Raw genomic sequence first — 19,939 nt, 5'->3', positions numbered from 1 at the left:
CATGTTCCTTTATAGTGGGCTGCCGAATTCAAATCGGCAGGCTGTGCGCTCGCTGTATCCATCAGGCCGAGCGTGGCAAGGACTGGAAAATTATCGAATCTACAGGCGGATGACAACCTGTTACTGACATAACGGAGAACGGATGGGCACTCTGAATACTTTGCAAATCGACACCGGCGACAACCCGCAAACCACCATAATCTGGCTGCACGGTCTTGGCGCCAGCGGTCACGACTTCGAGCCGGTGGTTCCGGAGTTCCGGTTCTCGCGGGAGCAGCCCGTCCGTTTCATTTTTCCCCATGCACCGGAGCTGCCAGTTACCATCAATGGCGGAATGGTGATGCCTGCCTGGTACGACATTCTTGCCATGGACGTCGATCGTAAGGTTGATGCCGAACAGCTTCGCGCGTCCGCAGCCATGGTGGCAGAGCTGATCCGGGCCGAGCAGGAGCGGGGCGTTGCCAGTGAAAACATTATCCTGGGTGGATTCTCCCAGGGCGGTGCGGTGGCCTATGAACTGGCTCTCAGCTATCCGGAACGTCTTGGTGGCCTGTTTGCGCTGTCTACTTACTTTGCCACGGCTGATACCATTGAGCTGAGCGAAGCCAACCGCAAGTTGCCGGTATTTATCGGCCATGGTCGCTTCGACCCTATCGTGGCCGATACACTTGGCCAGGCGGCACTTCGGAAACTTCAGGATCTCGGGTACGAGCCGGAGTATCAAAGCTATGGAATGGAACATAGCCTGTGCCTTGAAGAGGTAAGAGACCTGGACGCTTTCCTGTCTCGTTTGACCTCGGGAGACCGCTAACTCGGACGGGGACTCATCTTCCCCGTTCTATTCGCTGGCGGACTGGTCGGAGCTGTCCGATTCCGAACGACCTCTGCATTTGGGCTGAAGCTCTTCCTCAAGCCAGCGGCGTACCTCGTTGCGGTCTCTGCGCCGGTTTAGCTGCTCGCTGTGAATGTTGTGCGGGAATATTTTGGGTCTGCCATCGTGGCGCAAAGTGAAGCTCCGGCGCACACCTACGGGGTAGGTGCTGGGGCCGTGAATCACGGCTGCCCGAAGTTCAAATCCTGTAATGTCCTCGAAAAGATAGTCGCTGTCTTCGTCCTCGCTGTTCTTGCCGAGAATCACATTCCGGAACGAGCCCAGAACCAGGTAGCCACCGGAAGGCACCGGGCCTTGCCGCAGAGCATGCTGTACGTTGGAGTCATCCGGTGCGACGCTCTCGTATTGCGTAACCGTCAGGGTTTTCTCTTGCCCAGCCCGGGTATGCACCACAACCTGTACACACTGAATATGCACCGTTTCCTGCCCCATGTTCACCAGCAAACACAGTGCATCCGGGTTCTCGTTCTGGGCATGGTGGATGACCAGATAGGGGCGGTTATTTCGTTTGTATTGCAGGAAAAACAGCTGAAAGTAGACGATCCAGACAACCGCCATTATGGCGCTGCTGATCGGGCTGACGTAGTCCATTGGGGTAGCCTCCGGTTCCTGTTTTCGGAACTAACATAGCAGCCAGCCGGTCCAGGGTTCAAAGACATGGATTGTGACAGTCTGCTGAACACGGAAACGGTCTTGAGGTGTGTCAACGCAGCGACACAAATCCTGCCTACACTGGCCGTGACGGATCGAAACCGGTCCCCTGCCTGAATGCCCGAAGAGGTTTTGCCATGAACTCACATCTGCTCGATATCGCACTTCCCGGAAACCCGAACCTGAAGCTTCAAGAAGTCGCTCCTGACAGTGATGATGAACGCATTACCCACGAGAAGAACACCTCCTTTGAAATGATTGCCGAAGATGGCCAGGTGGTCGGTTACGTTAAGACCTGGCATGAATCCGACGGCTATTCTGGCTATGTTCAGTTTGATTCCGAGGGAAATGTTCTGGACTGGAAGGTGCTCCGGGATCGTCAGTAAAACTGAACAATTACTGCAGAAGCTTGTGTTATCTATCGCCTGGCGCTGAGGCTAGACTGATCAAGACTACATAACGGCGTGAACCGGTATTGCTGTACGGTTTGCGTTGGTGGATCTGTTTATTCAGCAAAAGGAAACCTGCCATGTCCCTCAAGTTACAGACAATCATCTGCAGTACTCGCCCCGGCCGTGTAGGCCCCGCCATCGCTGAGTGGTTCAACGGTTTTGCCAACGAACAGGGTGCTTTTAACAGTGAGCTGGTGGATCTGGCGGATTTTAACTTGCCGGTTTATGACGAGCCCAATCACCCGCGTCAGCAGCAGTATCAGCACGAGCACACGAAAAACTGGTCGGAGAGTGTGTCCGGCGCAGACGCCTACGTGTTCGTGCTTCCGGAGTACAACTTCTGCCCGCCGCCTTCCTTCATCAACGCGATCAACTACGTGTACAACGAGTGGAATTATAAACCGTGTGCCTTTGTCAGCTATGGCGGCGTCTCTGGCGGGCTTAGGTCTGCCCAGATGGCAAAACAACTGGTGACCACCGTTAAAATGATGCCCATGGTGGAGGGCGTGATGGTGCAGATGCCCTGGGAACTTCTGGACGAAAATCGCAAGTTCCAGGCGGCCGAGCATCATACTGGATCGGCCTCGACCATGCTGACGGAGCTGGCCAAGTGGGCCGAGGGAATGAAGGCCATGCGCTAACTCACCGGGCGCTCTGATTTCCGATCATTATTTGCCACAATTCAAGCATAAAGCTTTCGGGATTCTACCTCCGTGGGTCGTTTATGGTGAACGCATACCTAACGAAAACGGAGGTGAACCATGAGCACAGTAGAGCTTATCGAACAGTGGCTGGAGAAGTGCGATCTGGCGCATCAGGCGCAGACACGCTATGACCGGGAACCGACCCCAACCAACTATTCCCGCTTGAAAAGAGCCCAGGAGGAACGTGGGGAGGTGGAGCGGAAGATGTCCCCTCTGCAGGCCCGGGTCGGCTAACAGTCTCTGGCGTCAGCGAGCTCCTAATCGATACCTCGAACCTCGCTGCCCGCTTCAAGTTGTTGTCGTTCATGATCGGAAGGCCCGCTGGGTTGATCAGTACCGGAATTGCGCGATTTGCGTGTGAAGCCCTTCGGCTAGTCTTGCCAGCTCCTCGCTGGCCGCCGATACCTGCTCCGTGGAGGCCGCAGACTGGTCTCCAATATCCCGGATCTGAGTCATATTCTTGTTCATGTCTTCGGCAACCGAAATCTGTTGATCAGCGGCGGTAGCGATCTGGCTGTTGTAACGGCGAATCTCTTCAACAGCTTCCGCAATGGCCTGAATGGCTGTGCCTCCCAGTTCTGCCCGTTCCAGTGTTTGCTTGGCTAATTGGTGCCCGCGCCCCATGTCTGATACGGCCGCTTCGGCGCTGGCGAGAAGGTTGCCGATCAGGGACTCGATTTCCACTGCAGACGTTTGGGTTCGCTTGGCAAGTGATCTTACTTCATCCGCCACTACGGCAAAGCCGCGCCCCTGGTCTCCGGCCCGGGCAGCCTCGATCGCAGCATTCAGCGCCAGAAGGTTGGTCTGCTCAGCAACTGCTTTGATAACGTCCAGCACCGTGCCGATATTGTCGGTTTCCGCTTTCAGGGTATTGAGTTGCTGCATGACCGAGGTGCTTTGCGAGTTCAGCTCGGATACGAAGCTGAGGGTCTCGTTGGTAGCCGCAGTACCACTTTCTGTCCTGTCGCTGCAGTGATTTGCGGACTGAAAGGCGGCTTCGGCGCTTCGAGCAACTTCAGTGACCGTCGCGACCATCTGATTCAGCGCTGCGGCGACCTGATCTGTTTGCGACTTCTGCTCGGCGACTCCCATGTTTGTCTGGTGGGTGACCGCGGAGAGTTCCTCTGACGCCGAAGCGATGCTGGCCGCACCCTGATTGATTTCCTGAATCAGTCCCCGGAGGTTGGTGACCATGATGCCAAACGCTGCCAACAGCTGACCAAACTCATCGCCACGACTACTTCGGCTGTCTACGGTGAGGTCGCCCGATGCAACCTTGTTGGCAATACTCAGGGTTTCGCTGATCGGACGTGTTATTGAGCGAGTGAGGGTCCATGCCACGATCGCCGCCACAAACATGGCCAGTGCGGTTATAGCGATGATTTCGATAACCGTCAGGTCATAACGCTCTTCCATCAGAATCCGCTCGCGCTCTTTCAGTTCCTCGGTCTTGCCAATGGCATTGTGAGCGGCTTTGTATAGTTGTTCTTCGAGGGACGACGTATCAGCAGCGCCTGCGGATAGGCTTGCCGTATAGGTGTTCAGGAGAGACTGATAGTCTTCGATATCGGCGCGTATCTGTTCAACCAGTTGCCGGTCGCTTGCGTTTTGGATCAGTGTCATCAATGTGGCCAGAGCGGCTTTGGTTTGCACCAGGTAGTCGGCGGCTCGATCAATGGATTCGGGGGTTTCGTGTATCCGATAGTTCTTCTCCTCCCGCTCAGCCTCCAGCAACGAGATTTCAGCTTGGTTGGCCTGTTTTAATATCGATACGCGATGGTTGTAGTCGTTGAGTGAGGTGATGCTGACGACCGCGACGATCAGGATGAGCAGCACCAGAATCGCAAAGCTGGAAGCCAGCTTCTTTCCCACCGCAAGGTTTCCCCAAAAAGCACGCATCGATTTTTCCTTTGGTAACCGCCTCCCTGCGAGTCATTTAATGGCCTGTTGGGACGGTATACGGCATTTTCTCCTGAATTTTTGGTTGAGTTTGAAAAAGATTTGTAAATTTAATTGTGAGAATGGCTAAGGATGGTGTTTGCGCCAGGACCGGCTGAATAATCGCCCGATTGTTAATAGGGCAGAGGGCGGACGCCAGCGACATGGTAGTCTGACCATTGGATATCAACGCCTATGGTCATTACCTGGGCAAATCTGTTTTCATGCGAGTTGGGGCGCTATTGGGGCAGGCACGTTGAGACAATTTATTCCGGATTTTGGTTTCGCGAATCCAAAGCAACGGACGTTAACGTTGCTGATGGTCTTCTTTTTATCGGTCTTGTTGTCGGCCTGCGCATTGCCAATCGCTGACCGATCGGAGTCCAGCGCCCTGGACCTGGATGAGGCCGCCGATACCCGGCTCGGACAGGCCATTGCGCCGCAGCTGGAGAGCTATCCTGGTAATAGTGGCATCCATACCTTGGCAAACCCTCGGGATGCCTTTGCTGCCCGCGTTCTGCTGGCGCGCGCCGCCGATCGAACTCTGGACGTTCAGTATTACATCTGGCATGGCGATATAACCGGAACACTGCTGTTGGAAGAGCTGCATACGGCGGCTGAGCGGGGAGTGCGGGTCCGGTTGCTGCTGGATGATAACGGCACCTCCGGGTTAGACGCCGAACTCGCTGCCTTGGCAAGTCATCCTTCCATTGAAGTACGACTCTTTAACCCGTTTGTGATCCGTAATCCCAAATGGTTGGGGTACCTGACGGACTTCTCGCGGGCTAACCGGCGCATGCACAACAAGTCATTCACGGCGGATAACCAGGCCACCATTGTCGGTGGCCGGAATATCGGCGATGAGTATTTTGGTGCCACCGCCGGCGTTCTTTTTGCGGATCTGGACGTGCTGGCCATTGGCCCGGTGGTGCCTGAGGTATCGAGTGATTTTGATCGCTATTGGGCCAGTGCCTCCGCGTATCCCGTTGAACAGCTGTTGCCCGCCGCTTCCGATGCGGATTTGCGCGAGCTGGAGCGTCGTGCGCTGAAGCTTGAGAACGACCAGGCGGCGACAGACTATGTGAAGGCAGTTTCCGAATCTGATTTTGTGCGTCAGTTGTTGTCTGGGGTACTGGAGTTCGACTGGGCCAGAACCCGAATGGTCAGTGATAGCCCCGCCAAAGGGCTTGGGAGATCTGAAAGGGAAGATCTGCTGGCGTATAAGCTTGGCGAGATTCTTGGAGAACCAGAATCCCGGGTCGCATTGATTTCCCCGTACTTCGTGCCAACCCGGGCGGGTGTTGATGCGTTTGCGGCTTTGGCGAACAAAGGTATTGAGGTAAGCATACTGACCAATTCTCTTGATGCCACCGACGTAGCCGCTGTTCATGCGGGTTATGCCAAACGTCGCAAGGCTCTGCTTAAGGCCGGTATCCATCTGTATGAGATGCGGCGGCTCTCGCCTGATGTTGAACGGAACCAGAGCGCCGGGCCCTTCGGTAGTTCGGGCTCCAGCCTGCATGCAAAGACCTTTGCCGTTGACGGCGAGAGACTGTTCGTTGGCTCCTTCAATTTCGATCCCCGCTCAATCAACCTGAACACCGAGCTGGGCTTTGTGATTGAGAGCCCGGCGCTTTCAGAAAAGATCCACGAGGCCTTTGAAGAAAGCATCCCGTTGCGGGCTTACGAAGTTCGACTAACCGAGAACGGTGAGCTTTATTGGGTAGAGCACGTTGATGGCGATGTCATCCGCCATGAGCAGGAACCCAATACAGGATTTTTGCAACGCACGGGGATTTTCCTGTTGTCGATACTGCCAATTGAGTGGCTGCTTTGAATAAGGAAAAGACAATGAACTCAGCTGTACATCTCGGCTTTGCGCTGTCTCTGTTGCTTGGCGGGACTGCTGTGGCCCAGGAAGCGACACCGCTGTCTGCGCCGGACTCCACTCCAGACGCTCTCGGCCTGATGCAAGGTTTTCCTCCGGCGCCCGACAAAACGATTCGCTTCACGGATCCGGACTATTTTGCCTTTCCTAAACTGCGCTGGACGGTCTGTCATTTCCGGGAGCTGATGCCGACGACGGTGGTACGTAATGGCAGCGAGGGTGTCAGTGAGCTTCCCGTAGACATCGACGCCGGTATAGACGGGGTCGAGTTCTTGCCCCTGGGAGGTAAGGCGCCGATGACCTGGCGCGACGCCTTTGACGCGAATTACACCGATGGCATCCTGGTTCTGCACCAGGGCAGGGTGGTTTATGAGCGTTACGATGGCTGCCTTGATGAGCACACTCTGCACGGCGCAATGTCCGTTACCAAAAGCCTGACGGGGCTTCTCGGCGAGGTGTTGATGGCCGAAGGCACGCTGGATGAAGCCGCTTTGGTGGGAGACATCATTCCCGAACTGGGGCGCAGTGCATTCGGTGATGCAACGGTTCGCCAGGTTCTGGATATGACCACCGCGCTGGACTACTCGGAAGACTACTCTGATCCTGATGCCGAAGTCTGGACCTATGCCAGGGCCGGGAGCCCGTATCTGGTGAGCGAACAACGTGAAGGGCCCCGAAGCTACTTCGATTACCTGAAAACGGTCAGAAAAGACGGAGAGCATGGTGAAGCGTTCGGCTACAAAACCATTAATTCAGATGTGGTGGGCTGGCTGATCGCAAGAACGACCGGGGTTTCGGTTGCCGACTACTTTTCCGAGCGTATCTGGTCAAAGATCGGGGCAGAGCGTGAAGCTTTCTATACGGTCGATTCCATAGGTACTCCATTTGCGGGTGGCGGATTCAACGCCACGTTGCGTGATATGGCGCGAATCGGTCTACTCGTGCTGAACGAGGGCAAGTGGGCCGGCGAGCAGATTATCCCGGCTCAGGCGATTGCCAGTATTCGCAATGGTGGCGACCGGGCGGTGTTTGCCAAAGCCGGATATGAACTTCTCGATGGCTGGAGCTATCGTGGCATGTGGTGGGTCAGCCACGACGACCACGGGGCGTTCGCGGCGCGCGGTGTGCATGGCCAAACGATCTGGATAGATCCTGCTGCCGATATGGTCATCGTCCGCTTTGCCTCCAACCCGGTTGCCGGCAATGCGGCGAATGATCCGACTTCCTTGCCGGCTTACCGGGCTGTGGCGGATTATCTGATGGCTCAACAGTTTGTTGGCTCTGGTACCAAACCTCTGCTGGATGACCTGTAGTTATTTCAGGAGCGGTCCCGAACCTTTTGCGAATTGGTTCAGAAATTTTCTAAGAGCAGGCTACTCATTCGTTCCGCAACTGGTGACCACAGAGCGAGAGTAGTCGCGTAGCACATCCAAACTAGGGTCATTGAACTCAGACCGGTAGGTTTCGTTGAAAAGGTTCGAGAGATCTTTGTACGAATTATTCTTCGTTCCGTCAGAAAGGGCGATGTGCTCGAATATTTCGGTCATGGTATTTCTAAGGCACTCAGCTTCTGGCTGGGTCGACTCGCGACAGTATTGAGTCAACTCCTGGCGGGCGCCGTTGCGGTCGCTACCATTAGCAATTGCTAGAAATCGAAGGACGCTAATATATCGGGAGATAATAAGTTCTGGATCGTCGGCTGACGCTGGTTTCATCGCACTCAACACGGCATTGGCTTCGTCAAAGTCGTCAACGTTGCCGGTATCAGCACCCCGTAGAATTAGAAACCGCGCCACATTGTTGCCTACCACGTAGTCGTGTTCGTCACCGATCTGACGCACGACGGCGATCGCAGCATCGGCGCCCGACGTGTTGTATTGATACTCTGCCGTGCAAAGAAGTTCGCTTCGGGCATTGTTATCACAGGCGGTGAGAGCGGTCAGAAGGGAAAGTAAGCCGAGTATTTTCCAGTATGGCATGAAGAATTCCGTTTCCAGTGTTGTTGCGAGGCGCCCTTTAGCTGACGGACTGTACACGTGCAGCGCGGAGTTCCTACGTGCGGTGCAAGACACGGTCAATGCTGTATGAGAGTGGCGAGTGGTCCAGAAACAACAAAGCCCGCACAAGGCGGGCTAAGTCATTGAATTCATGGTGCCCGGAGGCGGCACTCTCACCTCAGTAATGACGAGGTTTCCGGAGCAATTGTCGTGATTTTGTCGTGACTTTGGAGCGACTGGTTTCATGCTTCTCGGATCTGGGGGCGGAACAGCTGCTTTTTGAAACAGCCAGTTGGTGCGTTAATTGACACATAGCTTCCACCTAGATTGCCAAATGCTCTCGCTACATAGCATTCTTCTCGGCCCGATCGCGGAATTTGATCCAAGTGTCATCAAAATTGCGAGCATCTGTTTTCAGTGTCACCTTTGTTGGTGACCTCATGATAGCAAACTGTACGCTATGAGAGGGCTGGTTGAAGGTAAAAAGGTATGCGCTAGCGAGCGTGTCGCTATTTACGCCCGGCCGAAACCGAACCGAATATGACCTGCACCTGTTTTCACTTCAACTGGGGCGTCATCTCGGTTTAGCTTTAGCTGCAGGCGCCGCTCCTCTGGCCGTGTGTATACATTGATAGCGAGGTGCAGAAGGGTAAATGTACTCGCCATGATGACGATCAATGCAAATGCGAGTGCTCGAATTTAAACAAAAGCGAACATTCACACCCCGCAACTTGAAGGTGAGCAACGTGCCGCCCGCTGCAAGACGTCTAGTTCCGTTGGAAGGCAGGAAATAGTGCTCATTGTTGGTAACGATTTCTTTCAGCATTGTAATGCGAATTATTATCAGTATTATACGCATGCATAAGTATACCCACTGCTGGAGATCCCAATGCCAACACCCGGTCAATCATCTTCGCCAAATCGGCGTCTTCGCGTGAGCCTGTCCGCTGGCTCAACCTTTCTTTCGTTTTCTTTTCTTGCAACGGTTGCCTCCCCCGCGATAGTACAAGCGCAAGAACAAACACCCGGTCTGTTACCCGGCCTTGAGGTTACTGCTGATTGGCTGGGACCGCCGACGGAGGAATCCGAAAGAACTTACTCGGGTGCCCGCACGGTGGTGGAGGAAGAGGAGTTTCAGGAGACCGGCGCTCTGAACCTGGAGGACGCCCTGCGCCCGGTACCCGGTGTTACAGTGCTTGATGAAACCGGCACGGGCATTCTTCCCAATATCGGCGTGCGTGGTCTGAATCCGCTGCGCAGTGAACGGCTTCAGATTCTGCTGGACGGTTACCCGATTGCCATCGGGCCCTACAGCAACGTCGGCGTGTCGCTCTTCCCCGTTACCCTTCCGAGCCTGGAAGTCGTGGATATTGTCCGGGGCGGCGCCTCGGTTCATTACGGGCCTAACAACGTGGGTGGCGTGGTGAACTTCGTTACCAAGCCGATTCCGGCGGAAACCTCCCAGACCCTTCGTGAGCGGGTAACCATTGCGGAGGAGACCGGCAACGTCTTTACCGACACCTATTACCGGGTCGGTGGCCGGGCCACTGACAAGCTCGACCTGCAGTTCCAGGCTAATGTCCAGCGCGGCGACGGCTTTCGTGACCACTCCGATACCGAAGTGGATAACCTGATCCTGGATGCCCGTTATTACCTGAACGACCAGCATGAACTGGCGTCGCAGCTGCAGTACTACCGTGTCGATGCCGAACTGCCCGGCGCCCTGACGCCACAAGCCTATGAGCAGGATCGCACCCAGAGCCAGCGTCCCTACGACGGCTACGAAGCGGACATGAGCCGCGCCACCTTCACCTGGACCTACACGCCGACCGACAATATGGAATTCCAGTGGCGCAATTTCGTGCACGATGCCGACCGCACCTTCTTCTTCGGCCAGAACCTCAGCGGCACTGGCCACTGGGCGGACCCGGGGCTGGATTCGACTCACGTCGCGGATTCACCACGTTTGTTCACGGCACTGGGCACTGAGCCCCGGCTCGCGATTCGCCATGGCCGCCATGACATCACCCTGGGCGCGCGATTTGTCAGCGAGGATGTGGAGTTCGACGTCAATCGCCTGGAGTTGTCCTCCGGTAACCGTTCCGTGGCACGTGACTGGCACCTGGACACCCGGGCCATGGCCTTCTACGTCAGCGATACCGTGTCCTTCCTGGATGATCGCCTGACGGTAACGCCGGGCCTGCGTTATGAAGACGTTGATATGGATTTCCGCGACAACCTCAGTGGCAACACCGAGGAAAACAACGCGGAGGAGCTGCTGCCGGGCCTGACCGTCGGCTACCAGGCGTCTGATGACCTGTTTGTCTTTGCCAACAGTCAGCGTTCCCTGGTGCCAGTCCAGATTGCCCAGACCACCCGTGAAGGTGCAGTGGCCAATGAAACCGCCTGGAACCATGAGCTGGGCGCACGCCTGCAGGTCACACCGGACCTGTTCTCATCCGCCACCCTGTTCCGTATCGATTATGAAGACCAGATCCAGTTCAATCGCTCAACCAGCCGCTTCGAGAACCTGGGCGAAACCCGCCACCAGGGCATCGAACTGGCAAACCGCTGGAATGTGAACAGCCAGTGGGAACTGGGCCTGGGTTACACCTTCCTGGACACCGAACAGCTGTCCGGCGATAACAAAGGCAACGAGCTTCCCAACGCGCCCACCCATAAGGTCAGCGCCGATGCGGTATATAGCTACCAGGCCTGGGACGCCAGCGTGAACTGGGTGTACGTGAGCGAAAGCTACAGCGATGCCGACAACACCGAAGAAGAAACCAGCAATGGCAGCGCCGGTGAATTGCCGGATTACCACCTGGTGACTGCCCGGGTCGGGCGCGACTTCGCGGTGGGCGGTGATCGTGTGCTGAACCTTGGCCTGGCGGTCAACAACCTGCTGGATGAGGATTACTACTTCCGGGGCGTGGACGTCAGCCCGGTCGGCCGGGTACCTCAGCCGGGCCGAAGCTTCATCCTCGAGGCCCAGCTGGACTTCTGATGGCCTCACTACCGAAACGGATTGCAACGAGCCTGCTGGTTGTCCTGCTTTCGCCTGTATCGGGCTGGGCGGACAACCACAGCATCCGGCTGACGGATGACCGCGGGGAAACCCTGCGGTTGCCCGCTGCGGCAACCCGGCCCGCGGCGATTTCGACTTTCGGCGCGGATGTCGCACTGGCGCTGGGAACAGCGCCGGTCGCGGTCACCGACTACGGACTCCAGGGGGTGCCTGACTACCTGGCGTCACAGTTAAGCGGTGTGCGGGGTCTCGGACCGCGACACCAGCCCAACCTGGAAGTGCTGTCGTCGGTCCGCCCAGATCTCGTAATCGCCATCCGCCGCTATACCGAGAAGGACGGTGATCAGATCGAAGCCATCGCGCCGCTCCTGGCCCTGGACCTGATAACGGTCGAGGACAGCCTGCGGGCGGTGGAGCTGGCAGGCCAGGCGCTGGGTAAGCCGGCCAAAGCGGAGGCACTCAACGATCGATTCCTCGAACACGTTCAATCGCTCGCGCAGCGCAATCACGGCAAGCCCATGGGGACCGTGGCACTGCTGACCAGCGGCAGTGAAACGCCCTTTGTCTACTACGACCACTTTCTGCCCACCGCGCTGCTGGAACGCCTGGGCTTCGACAATGTTGGTGGCAAGCCACCCAATCCCGAGAGCGGCATTCCCCTGGGCTACCGGATCAGCCTTGAGGCCCTGCTGAAACTCAATCCAGACACCATTCTCCTGTTACCCACCAGTCGTCAGCGGGCGTTCACAATGAATCCAATCTGGCCCTATCTCAAGGCCGTAAGCACCGGCCAGGTCTACGAAATGCCGCACTACTGGAAAGAGGGCGCCGGACCCATCGCCCGGGAGCGCATCCTTGATGACATTCAGCGTCTGTTGCTGGCCCCGGACTCCGGCACATGATCGGTAGCGCTTCGACAGCACGCCCCTCCACGCTCTATGTGGCAACACTGCTGTTTCTGGTTCTGCTGTTTCTCGTTGGTCTGATGGCCGGTTCCCAGTGGGTGTCGCCGCTCCAGCTGCTGTCAGCCATTGATGGCACCAGCGGCCTGCTGACGCGCATTACCGTGCTGGAGTTGCGACTGCCCCGCAACCTGCTCGGCATTCTTGGTGGTGCCGCGCTTGGGGTTGCCGGGGCCGTCATGCAAGGCGTTACCCGGAACCCCCTGGCATCCCCCGGCCTGACCGGTGTGATTGCGTCCGCCGCCCTGGCGGTGGTGTCACTTCGAACCCTGAGCTCCCCGGGCGCAATGTGGCTGCCTTTGATGGCGCTGGGCGGGGGCCTGCTCGGGGGTGCTCTGACCTTCGCCATCGCCGGTCGAAGAAGGCTCCAGCCGGAGCGCGTGGTACTCGCCGGCATCGCCGTGACCTCGCTGGCAACGGCACTGACCACCGGCCTTCTGCTGGTATCCGGGGCGGAGGCGGCAGAACTCTACTATTGGCTGGCGGGCAGCCTGATGGGACGGGGCTGGCTCCAGCTCCAGATGGTGCTGCCCTGGCTGCTACTGCCACTCGGTGCCCTGCTGGTCATGCAGCGCCCCTTTCATGTGTTGCAGTTGGACGACGACCTGGCGCTGGCCATGGGCCTGGCCGTCGGACGCTGGCGCCTGACTTTCCTGTTACTGGCATTGCTGCTGGCTGCCGCGCTGGTCGCCTTCACCGGTCCGATCGTGTTTATTGGCCTGGTGGCGCCACACATCGCCCGGCGGCTCACGGGCGATCAGATTCAGCACTGGCTACCGTTGAGCGCTCTGTTTGGAGGACTGTTGCTGCTGGCTGCCGATATCCTGGCAAGGCAACTGGCCTTCCCCCAGGAATTACCCGTCGGTATGCTGACCGCCCTGATCGGAGCCCCATGGCTGATCTACCTGCTCAATTCGCGAGCCTCAACCCGGAGCGCATAACGTGACCAATCCGGCGACGACACCAACCCGCGCAAACCGGCCTCCCGGTGCCAGTCCTGTCGCCAGGCTGTTTCTGGCCGGCGGGCTCAGCCTGGTTGTTGTCATCGTCGCGGGCGTCCAGCTGGGGGCGGTGGACCTTAGCTGGTCCCAGGTGTGGGCGGGGCTCACCGGAGACAGCTCACAACACGTACAGAGAGTCGTCTTCGAACTGCGGCTACCCCGCACCCTGACCGGCGCCCTTATCGGTATTCACTTTGCCCTGTCGGGGTGGCTGTTGCAGTTGCTCAGCCGCAACCCCCTCGCCGAAGCCGGTATTCTCGGCATCTCCGCCGGCGCAAGCCTGGTGGCCGTTATCGCCTTCATCGTCGGTGACTGGCTGGTGTCCAGTGAGAATCCGTACAGCAATACCTCCTTTGCCCTGCAATACCTGCCGCTGTTTGCGATGGCAGGCGGACTGGTGACGGCGCTTGCGGTGTATTGCCTGGGCATGCGCCATGGCCAGCTGTCGCCGGTGAAAATGACGCTGACCGGCGCGGTCATCGCCGGTATGCTGCACGGGCTGACCACCGGCGCACTGGCATTCTGGGGCCACGCCCATACCGAGCTGGTGGCCCAGTGGCTGGCCGGCTCGCTGTACGGTAGCGAATGGCAACACCTGCACACGTTGCTGCCATGGACTCTCGTTGGGCTGATCGGTGTGGTTCTGCTCATGCGCCCACTGAATGTGATGCAACTCGACGACCAACACTCACGCACCCTGGGCCTGGGTCTCAACCGATGGCGTTTCTTTGCCCTGCTGATCGCCACCCTGTTGGCGGCCAGCGCGGTCGGCGTGGTCGGGCCCGTTGGCTTCATTGGCCTGCTTATCCCCCACATCAGCCGCCGGCTGGCCGGCGCTAACCTTCCGGTCCAGTTGGTGTTGTGTGTACTATTGGGTGCGGTGCTGGCAGTACTGGCGGATTTACTGGGCCGAACGCTGTTCACACCCTATGAAGTGCCCGTGGGCGTCGTTTCCGCCGTCCTTGGTGTACCCTTCTTTTTGTATCTATTATCGCGTCAACCCTGAAGGCGGACCCCTTCTCCATGTTACGAACCGAGTCTCTCTCGCTGGCTTATGGCGACAAAACGGTTGTAGACAACGTCTCGCTGATTATTCCCGAGGGTGGCATTACCTGCCTGCTGGGCCCCAATGGCTCGGGCAAAAGTACCTTGCTGAAAAGTTTCGCCGGCCTGTTGCCCCCGCGGTCCGGTCAGGTTTACCTGGACGATCAGCCAGTTGACCAATGGCACCGGGGCAAACTGGCCCTGAGGCTCGCCATGCTGCCCCAGAAGCCGATTGTGCCCGATGGTATCCGGGTTCGGGACTTGATTGCGCTGGGTCGCTTCCCCCACCGTAAATGGTGGCAGAGGAATCTCACCACTGACGACAATGTAACCCTCGACGCTATGGCAATGACCGGGGTATCAGACCTTGCGGAACGACCGGTGGAATCGCTCTCCGGAGGGCAGCAGCAGCGGGTCTGGATTGCCATGGCACTGGCGCAGGAGACTGATATCCTGTTGCTAGACGAGCCAACCACGTTTCTGGATTGGGGCTACCAGTTGGAAGTATTGGAGCTCCTGTCTACGTTAAACCAGCAACAAGGACTGACCGTGGTCATGTCACTTCATGACCTCAACCAGGCCGCGCAATTTGCGGACCGGATTGCGGTGCTGGCTGACGGCCAACTCGACACCATCGGTAGCCCTGCGGAAGTTATTACTGAATCCCTCGTCAACCGGGTATTTCGGGTGCATACAAGCATTACTACGGGGCAGGAAGGTCGTCCGTTTTGCACCGGATTTGCAGAATCGGCTCAAAGCTGGTCCAAGCAACGTCCTCGCTGTGTCGCTACCTCTTAATTCAGAACTCGTAGCCAGCACTCGGGTTCTATCCCGTTACTGCAGATACTTATAACGAAAGAGGCTGAATTTCGGCAGGGGAAGTTTGGTCTATCGGTCAGAACGTAGGCTTGGCGCCCCTGGTCTGCCAGTTCCCCTTGCAGGCAGAAAACTCTATAACGAGTCATGATTTTCGGTACCTATCCTCTAAAGGGGGCCGAATCATGACACTTTCCACCAGTCATTTACCCTGGAACAAGGGAAAACTAGTCGGAAAAAAGTTTCCACTAAAACTCGAACAGACCTGGGCAATCCGCATTCGGTTAGAAATCGCAGAGAATGTCCGAGAACTGGCGATGGTCAACATGGCGATCGACTGCAAACTGCGTTCTTTCGACATGGTTAGGTTATTGGTTCGGGATATTTCCAGAAATGGAGAGGTTCTGGACCGGGCGCAAGTGATTCAGCAGAAAACCAGTCAGCCCGTCAGGTTTGAGATAACAAAAAAGACACGTGAGTCGGTTTAGTCGTGGATCAAACATCGCGGACTCTCTGGTGAGGTAGTGGTTCTCAAAGGAAGCCGGTGATCCTACTTGGGATTATGCCGAGCATCTTAGGCGCCTAAACAAAAGCGAACAATCGAGTCAGGGCTTTCCTCCGGAGCCTCCAAACTAATCACAACCATTTCGTACAGTATGATTGGCGGAGCCTCTTCTGTTCATGAAACCTGCTCATATGCAGTACTTGAGTATGAAGCCATGGACCGTTCCCTGTAGTTTGGCTGTAGGAAGCTCACCCAAGCCTTCCGAGAACCGGAAACGTCGACAACATCCACGACGCAAAGAGTGTCATCCGACCGGTGAGCACCATTACTCCCATTACAACGAGCACCAAGCCAGCAAGCACTCTCAGCAGTCTACTCCAGCGACTGAACCAGCGTACTCGTTGCCGAAAGTGTTCAATAAACAGGGCAGTTCCGAGAAAAGGAAGAGCCAACCCCAACGAATACGCCGCCAGATACAGCATGCCCGCCTCAGCATTGGCATGCGTGGAGCTGAGCGCCAATATGGCCCCGAGTATGGGGCCTATACAGGGTGTCCAGCCGATGGCAAACGCGGCGCCAATTCCCCAGGTTGCAAGATCAGGAATTTAGTCCCCTAAGTTTTGTAAGTCCGTTAAACTGCCCAGAAATCAAATTTGATACCTTCACTGGAAGGGTCGTTGTCGATGATAACCCTCGACCGCCATAGCATCTTGCCGGTACCGCACTCCGGCAGGGTAATGGTTCCCTGGTAAACACCCTGGGCATTCGGTAGCAGCTGGGTGCGGACCACGCCCATGTACATTTCAAGCCCTTCGAAATCCACGATCAGGGAGTCTGCTGTCATGTTATCGAGACGCACACGAATGGGAATCTCTGTCATCGATTCGATGGCTTCATTACCTAAGCCGACTGTGATGGTTTGATCGCCCTTTCGCCCGATACACTGACCTTCAAAAGGTGCGCATCCCTCGGTGGCGTAAAAAGTGACACCGGCATCCAGATCAGGCTTCAGGTACTGCGGCAACACGAAAATTGCAGCGACCACCAGACTGAAACCGGCTATACCGAATAACCATGACCATTTATTGAAGTGCTGCTTCAACGACATTTTCGAGTTACCGAGATTTAAAGGAGTGTTGTCTGGTATCCGTGAGAAGTCAGGAGGGGCTCTCGGCCTGGTTAATGTCCTGACTTTCGTTCTGTTGATAGCGGCGCTGGTCGTCTGTCCATAGTGTTCTCAGGTACTCGATCACCCACTGAATTTCCTCGTCGGTGAGGGTGTCCTCAAATGCTGGCATAGCCAGCCGATCTGTTTTGTTGAAGGGATGCCGCCATCCCTCGGCAATCATCCTGAACAGCATGGCATCACTGTGGCGCCAGGTGTGGCCGGTCTCATCGTGTGGTGGCGGGGGCATTTCGCCTTTCTCATCCGGTTTGTTCCAGTTGGCCGCACCTTCACCCTGCCATCCGTGGCAGGCGGCGCAGTATTGCTCGTAGATCTGGCGACCCTTGGCCACTTCGGTCGGCAAGCTGTCGCTGTTTGGTGGCGCGCCACCGGCCATCAGAAGGGCCGGGGCAACGAGCAAGACCAGCGGGACAAACCACTTATTCATGAACAGGCACCCATTCGCCAGAGGCGTTCCGCGAAAGCAGGTCTCCGTTTTCCGTGCCCACCACGAGTCCTTCCTTGGGTGAGAATGTCAGAGCGGTGATTGCCTGGGGTATTTCAAGGCCAACCCAGGTTTCGCCGCCGTCAGAACTGTGGTGAAGTTGCCCCTCGATTACGGCGTAGACGTTCTCCGGGGCCGAAGGATCGTAATCAATGGCCGTCACCGCCCCTCGCAATTCGCCGGCATCGCCCCAGAAGCAAAAACAGTCCATGGAACGGGCCACACCACGGGTGGTGCCCGCGAACAGCCAGCCACTTTCCATGCTGCCGGGCATATCCGAGTGCAGGAACGCCTGCACCGGCTCCCGGGGTCCACCGTCAACCTTCACCCATTCGCCACCGCCGTCCCTGGATCGGAACATGCCACCTTCACCAAGATAGGCGTAGAGCGTTTCCGGTTGGGTGGCGTGGGCGGCAATGGCGGTGATTCCGAGATCCGGCAGGGTGTCATTGAGGGAATGCCAGCGCTCGCTAGCATACTCATAGCGCCAGATGCCAAGGCCTGGCCCTGCCAGGTACAGGCGTTCGTCCGCGCCCTTTGCCATGGAACGGGGTTGAGCGCCGGAATCGGACGGTGGCAGCGGGATGTCGGCGGCAGTCTTATCATCAAGAACAAGCAGGCCGCTATCCCGAAGCACCAGCAGGGCGCCGGAGGAGTCAGTCGCCAGCGCTTTCACTGCTTGGGCATCATTCGCAGACTCGGCTTGAACCAGGGCCGGCATGACGGCAACCAACGCGAACAGGAAAAGCCTGGAAACGCCAGAATTCAGGCGGTAAACCATCGTTTTCATGGGGCTGACCTCAGTAATCCTTGTGTTCACGGAAAACACCTTGCTTGCCATTGGCATTAAAAGCGATGACCTGGTAATCGTCCTTCCGGCCGGTTTCCATGCCGGGGGTGCCATGGGGCATGCCCGGCACTGATAGCCCAATCGTATTGAACTGCGGGTCCTCAAGGTAGGCGACGATGTCATTGGCCGGCACATGGCCCTCAATCACCAGGTCTCCGATCAGCGCAGTGTGGCAGGACGCCATATCTCGGGGTACGTCGTACTCTTGCTTGATTTCATTGAGGTTGTCGGTTTCAACGATGCGGGTCTCAAAGCCATTGGCCGCGAGGTGCTCGGCCCAGTCCTGGCAGCAACCGCAATTGGGGCTCTTGTAAATGGTGATGGCCTGAACTGTCTTTCCACTCTCGGCTTGCGCAACCGATGACTGGTCAGATTCGTTGGCCTGGATGGCCAAGGTGGCGCCAGCGCCGATAACGACAGCGGCTATACCCGTATAAAGGGCGAGTTTCATGGTCTTCATGGAAAATCCTCGGTTGGAATCGCTTATATGCAGTGCAGGGCTCGGGGATGCACATGCATCCCCGGCCCATAGCTTCAGTTCATGAGGGTGTCCAAATGGTTATTTGGTGCCGGTGTCTTTGTCTTTCATGCCATCGCCACCATGAGCCTGCATCATCTTCATGCACGCTGCGGTCATGGCTTTACGGTCTTCAGGGGACATATCGGACATCATGTTCATCATCCCCATCATGCCGCCCATACCCTCCGTGCCTTGCGAGGACATCATGCCATTCTGCTCGGAGTGTCCGGCCATCATGCCGGCGCCTTCGCCGTGGGCAACGGCAGAGAAGAGGGCAACACTGCCTGCCAGAACGGCGGCGGTTACGGTAAGCTTGAGTTTTGAATTACGCATTTGATTTACTCCAGTTAAAGTCTCGTTACGGATGGACGGAAGTACGAGACTTTGTTGTAAGAATTAACGTTAAAGAGCTTGCCTCCTAGAGGCAAAAATCCGGGTTAAAACTCAGGAGTGGTGTTCTGGAGGAGGCGTAATAGAGGCCAGGAACGGATCCTGGTAGAAGGTTGATCGTGCGGTCAATACCGGGTGGGAGCCCGTATCGGTAAAACCGATGGAATCCCCCGGTAACAGGGCAACGCTGACGCTGACCCCGCATTTGATCAGCCCACTGGCGCTCGGGCAGGCCATGTCAGGGGCTGAGGAACAATCCGTTTCAGTATCTGTTGAGGAGCCGGCGCTCTCAGCCTGAGCCATCATCATGGAACCACAATCCGGCATCGCAGTGTCCGCGTCGCTGTCCGCTATTTTGGACATAGCCAATGCCGGCCCGCTTATCACCAGAAGCAGTGATAGCAGCGCGGAAATAAATTGGCGGGTTGTTGCGGTCATCCTGATTCCAAGCACCAAGCTGTAAAGGTTCAACGCTGTGACACACAGCTCGTCTTTCAGTTCACCAAATCCTAGCAGTTTTTATTTCAATGATACAACGCCATCGATACCCAAAGGCCCAAGGTGAATTCACTTTGGCCATTCTGATAAAAGCCTTGACCTTAAACCTTGCTTCAACGTTATTTTCTTAAGG

Annotated in this window: 23 protein-coding genes and 1 pseudogene; 13 read left to right on the top strand and 11 right to left on the bottom strand. The window is 56.8% G+C overall.

All coding sequences use genetic code 11. From position 1 onward, the window contains the following. Window positions 1–142 precede the first annotated feature (142 nt). Window positions 143–811, top strand: a complete 669-nt coding sequence (locus tag OZ656_RS17020; RefSeq protein WP_153740602.1) for an alpha/beta hydrolase — start codon at window positions 143–145, stop codon at window positions 809–811. Between the two features lie 27 nt (window positions 812–838). Here the strand turns inward: OZ656_RS17020 and OZ656_RS17015 are convergent, their stop codons facing one another. Then, window positions 839–1,483, bottom strand: coding sequence for a hypothetical protein (locus OZ656_RS17015; RefSeq protein WP_023008653.1), 645 nt, complete (start codon window positions 1,481–1,483; stop codon window positions 839–841). A 197-nt stretch (window positions 1,484–1,680) separates the two neighbouring features. On the opposite strand from OZ656_RS17015, the gene OZ656_RS17010 reads away from it, so the two are divergent. The 3 genes from OZ656_RS17010 (at window position 1,681) to OZ656_RS17000 (ending at window position 2,933) form a co-directional block, all read left to right on the top strand. Beyond that, entirely contained in the window at window positions 1,681–1,929 is a 249-nt protein-coding gene (locus OZ656_RS17010) for a hypothetical protein (protein ID WP_153740603.1), read from the top strand. A gap of 143 nt (window positions 1,930–2,072) precedes the next feature. Continuing rightward, window positions 2,073–2,636 (top strand): NADPH-dependent FMN reductase, encoded by a 564-nt coding sequence (locus OZ656_RS17005; protein WP_153740604.1) that lies wholly within the window; start codon window positions 2,073–2,075, stop codon window positions 2,634–2,636. 120 nt (window positions 2,637–2,756) lie between these two features. Then, window positions 2,757–2,933 carry a hypothetical protein gene (locus tag OZ656_RS17000; RefSeq protein WP_153740605.1) on the top strand — a complete coding sequence of 59 codons (177 nt, stop codon included), beginning with the start codon at window positions 2,757–2,759 and terminating at the stop codon, window positions 2,931–2,933. A gap of 96 nt (window positions 2,934–3,029) precedes the next feature. On the opposite strand, the gene OZ656_RS16995 is transcribed toward OZ656_RS17000, so the two are convergent. Next, entirely contained in the window at window positions 3,030–4,598 is a 1,569-nt protein-coding gene (locus OZ656_RS16995) for a methyl-accepting chemotaxis protein (protein ID WP_153740606.1), read from the bottom strand. Between the two features lie 234 nt (window positions 4,599–4,832). Here OZ656_RS16995 and OZ656_RS16990 point away from each other — a divergent pair, with 234 nt between their 5' ends. From OZ656_RS16990 to OZ656_RS16980, 3 genes are read left to right on the top strand one after another with little or no spacing between them, the layout of a single operon-like run. Further along, on the top strand, window positions 4,833–5,009 hold the full coding sequence (locus tag OZ656_RS16990; RefSeq protein ID WP_162132545.1) for a hypothetical protein: 177 nt from the start codon (window positions 4,833–4,835) through the stop codon (window positions 5,007–5,009). Further along, a complete protein-coding gene (locus OZ656_RS16985; RefSeq protein ID WP_153740620.1) occupies window positions 4,957–6,474 on the top strand; it encodes a phospholipase D family protein in 1,518 nt (505 codons plus the stop codon). The genes OZ656_RS16990 and OZ656_RS16985 overlap by 53 nt, the downstream gene beginning before the upstream one ends. Window positions 6,475–6,488: 14 nt before the next feature. Next, on the top strand, window positions 6,489–7,838 hold the full coding sequence (locus tag OZ656_RS16980; protein WP_153740607.1) for a serine hydrolase: 1,350 nt from the start codon (window positions 6,489–6,491) through the stop codon (window positions 7,836–7,838). A 60-nt stretch (window positions 7,839–7,898) separates the two neighbouring features. Here the strand turns inward: OZ656_RS16980 and OZ656_RS16975 are convergent, their stop codons facing one another. Both OZ656_RS16975 and OZ656_RS16970 read right to left on the bottom strand, forming a co-directional pair. Continuing rightward, complete coding sequence (locus tag OZ656_RS16975; protein WP_153740608.1) at window positions 7,899–8,504, bottom strand: hypothetical protein; 606 nt, start codon at window positions 8,502–8,504, stop codon at window positions 7,899–7,901. Window positions 8,505–9,319: 815 nt separating this feature from the next. Next, window positions 9,320–9,505, bottom strand: coding sequence for a hypothetical protein (locus OZ656_RS16970; RefSeq protein ID WP_199452704.1), 186 nt, complete (start codon window positions 9,503–9,505; stop codon window positions 9,320–9,322). A 131-nt stretch (window positions 9,506–9,636) separates the two neighbouring features. On the opposite strand from OZ656_RS16970, the gene OZ656_RS16965 reads away from it, so the two are divergent. The 6 genes from OZ656_RS16965 to OZ656_RS16940 all read left to right on the top strand — a co-directional run bounded on the left by OZ656_RS16965 (window position 9,637) and on the right by OZ656_RS16940 (window position 15,861). Beyond that, window positions 9,637–11,529: a TonB-dependent receptor family protein gene (locus OZ656_RS16965; RefSeq protein WP_379944741.1), complete on the top strand. Its 1,893-nt coding sequence runs from the start codon at window positions 9,637–9,639 to the stop codon at window positions 11,527–11,529. Next, entirely contained in the window at window positions 11,529–12,452 is a 924-nt protein-coding gene (locus tag OZ656_RS16960; RefSeq protein WP_228285563.1) for an ABC transporter substrate-binding protein, read from the top strand. The genes OZ656_RS16965 and OZ656_RS16960 overlap by 1 nt, the downstream gene beginning before the upstream one ends. Beyond that, window positions 12,449–13,453 carry an iron ABC transporter permease gene (locus OZ656_RS16955; protein ID WP_199452698.1) on the top strand — a complete coding sequence of 335 codons (1,005 nt, stop codon included), beginning with the start codon at window positions 12,449–12,451 and terminating at the stop codon, window positions 13,451–13,453. The genes OZ656_RS16960 and OZ656_RS16955 overlap by 4 nt, the downstream gene beginning before the upstream one ends. Window position 13,454: 1 nt before the next feature. Beyond that, complete coding sequence (locus tag OZ656_RS16950) at window positions 13,455–14,519, top strand: iron ABC transporter permease (RefSeq protein ID WP_199452696.1); 1,065 nt, start codon at window positions 13,455–13,457, stop codon at window positions 14,517–14,519. A gap of 17 nt (window positions 14,520–14,536) precedes the next feature. Then, window positions 14,537–15,355: an ABC transporter ATP-binding protein gene (locus OZ656_RS16945; protein ID WP_199452694.1), complete on the top strand. Its 819-nt coding sequence runs from the start codon at window positions 14,537–14,539 to the stop codon at window positions 15,353–15,355. A gap of 203 nt (window positions 15,356–15,558) precedes the next feature. Beyond that, on the top strand, window positions 15,559–15,861 hold the full coding sequence (locus OZ656_RS16940; RefSeq protein ID WP_228285562.1) for a hypothetical protein: 303 nt from the start codon (window positions 15,559–15,561) through the stop codon (window positions 15,859–15,861). Window positions 15,862–16,126: 265 nt separating this feature from the next. On the opposite strand, the pseudogene OZ656_RS16935 reads toward OZ656_RS16940, so the two are convergent. From OZ656_RS16935 to OZ656_RS16905, 7 genes and pseudogenes are all read right to left on the bottom strand, one after another. Next, window positions 16,127–16,456: pseudogene (locus OZ656_RS16935) on the bottom strand (cytochrome c biogenesis CcdA family protein); the annotation flags it as partial. A 53-nt stretch (window positions 16,457–16,509) separates the two neighbouring features. Beyond that, on the bottom strand, window positions 16,510–16,986 hold the full coding sequence (locus tag OZ656_RS16930) for a hypothetical protein (protein ID WP_011784881.1): 477 nt from the start codon (window positions 16,984–16,986) through the stop codon (window positions 16,510–16,512). A gap of 49 nt (window positions 16,987–17,035) precedes the next feature. Next, window positions 17,036–17,491 (bottom strand): cytochrome c, encoded by a 456-nt coding sequence (locus tag OZ656_RS16925; RefSeq protein WP_011784882.1) that lies wholly within the window; start codon window positions 17,489–17,491, stop codon window positions 17,036–17,038. Next, window positions 17,484–18,338 (bottom strand): hypothetical protein, encoded by an 855-nt coding sequence (locus OZ656_RS16920; RefSeq protein WP_053115571.1) that lies wholly within the window; start codon window positions 18,336–18,338, stop codon window positions 17,484–17,486. The genes OZ656_RS16925 and OZ656_RS16920 overlap by 8 nt, the downstream gene beginning before the upstream one ends. Before the next feature lie 10 nt (window positions 18,339–18,348). Beyond that, the gene (locus tag OZ656_RS16915; protein ID WP_094625678.1) at window positions 18,349–18,858 is read right to left on the bottom strand and encodes a DUF411 domain-containing protein; all 510 of its coding nucleotides are present in this window, start codon (window positions 18,856–18,858) and stop codon (window positions 18,349–18,351) included. 99 nt (window positions 18,859–18,957) lie between these two features. Beyond that, a complete protein-coding gene (locus tag OZ656_RS16910) occupies window positions 18,958–19,251 on the bottom strand; it encodes a hypothetical protein (protein WP_094625679.1) in 294 nt (97 codons plus the stop codon). A gap of 111 nt (window positions 19,252–19,362) precedes the next feature. After that, window positions 19,363–19,746 (bottom strand): hypothetical protein, encoded by a 384-nt coding sequence (locus tag OZ656_RS16905; RefSeq protein WP_199453991.1) that lies wholly within the window; start codon window positions 19,744–19,746, stop codon window positions 19,363–19,365. Window positions 19,747–19,939: the final 193 nt, after the last annotated feature.

It is taken from the genome of Marinobacter sp. LM1 (assembly GCF_042763285.1).
GTDB lineage: Bacteria > Pseudomonadota > Gammaproteobacteria > Pseudomonadales > Oleiphilaceae > Marinobacter > Marinobacter nauticus.
This window is presented reverse-complemented; position numbering and strand designations above follow the sequence as displayed.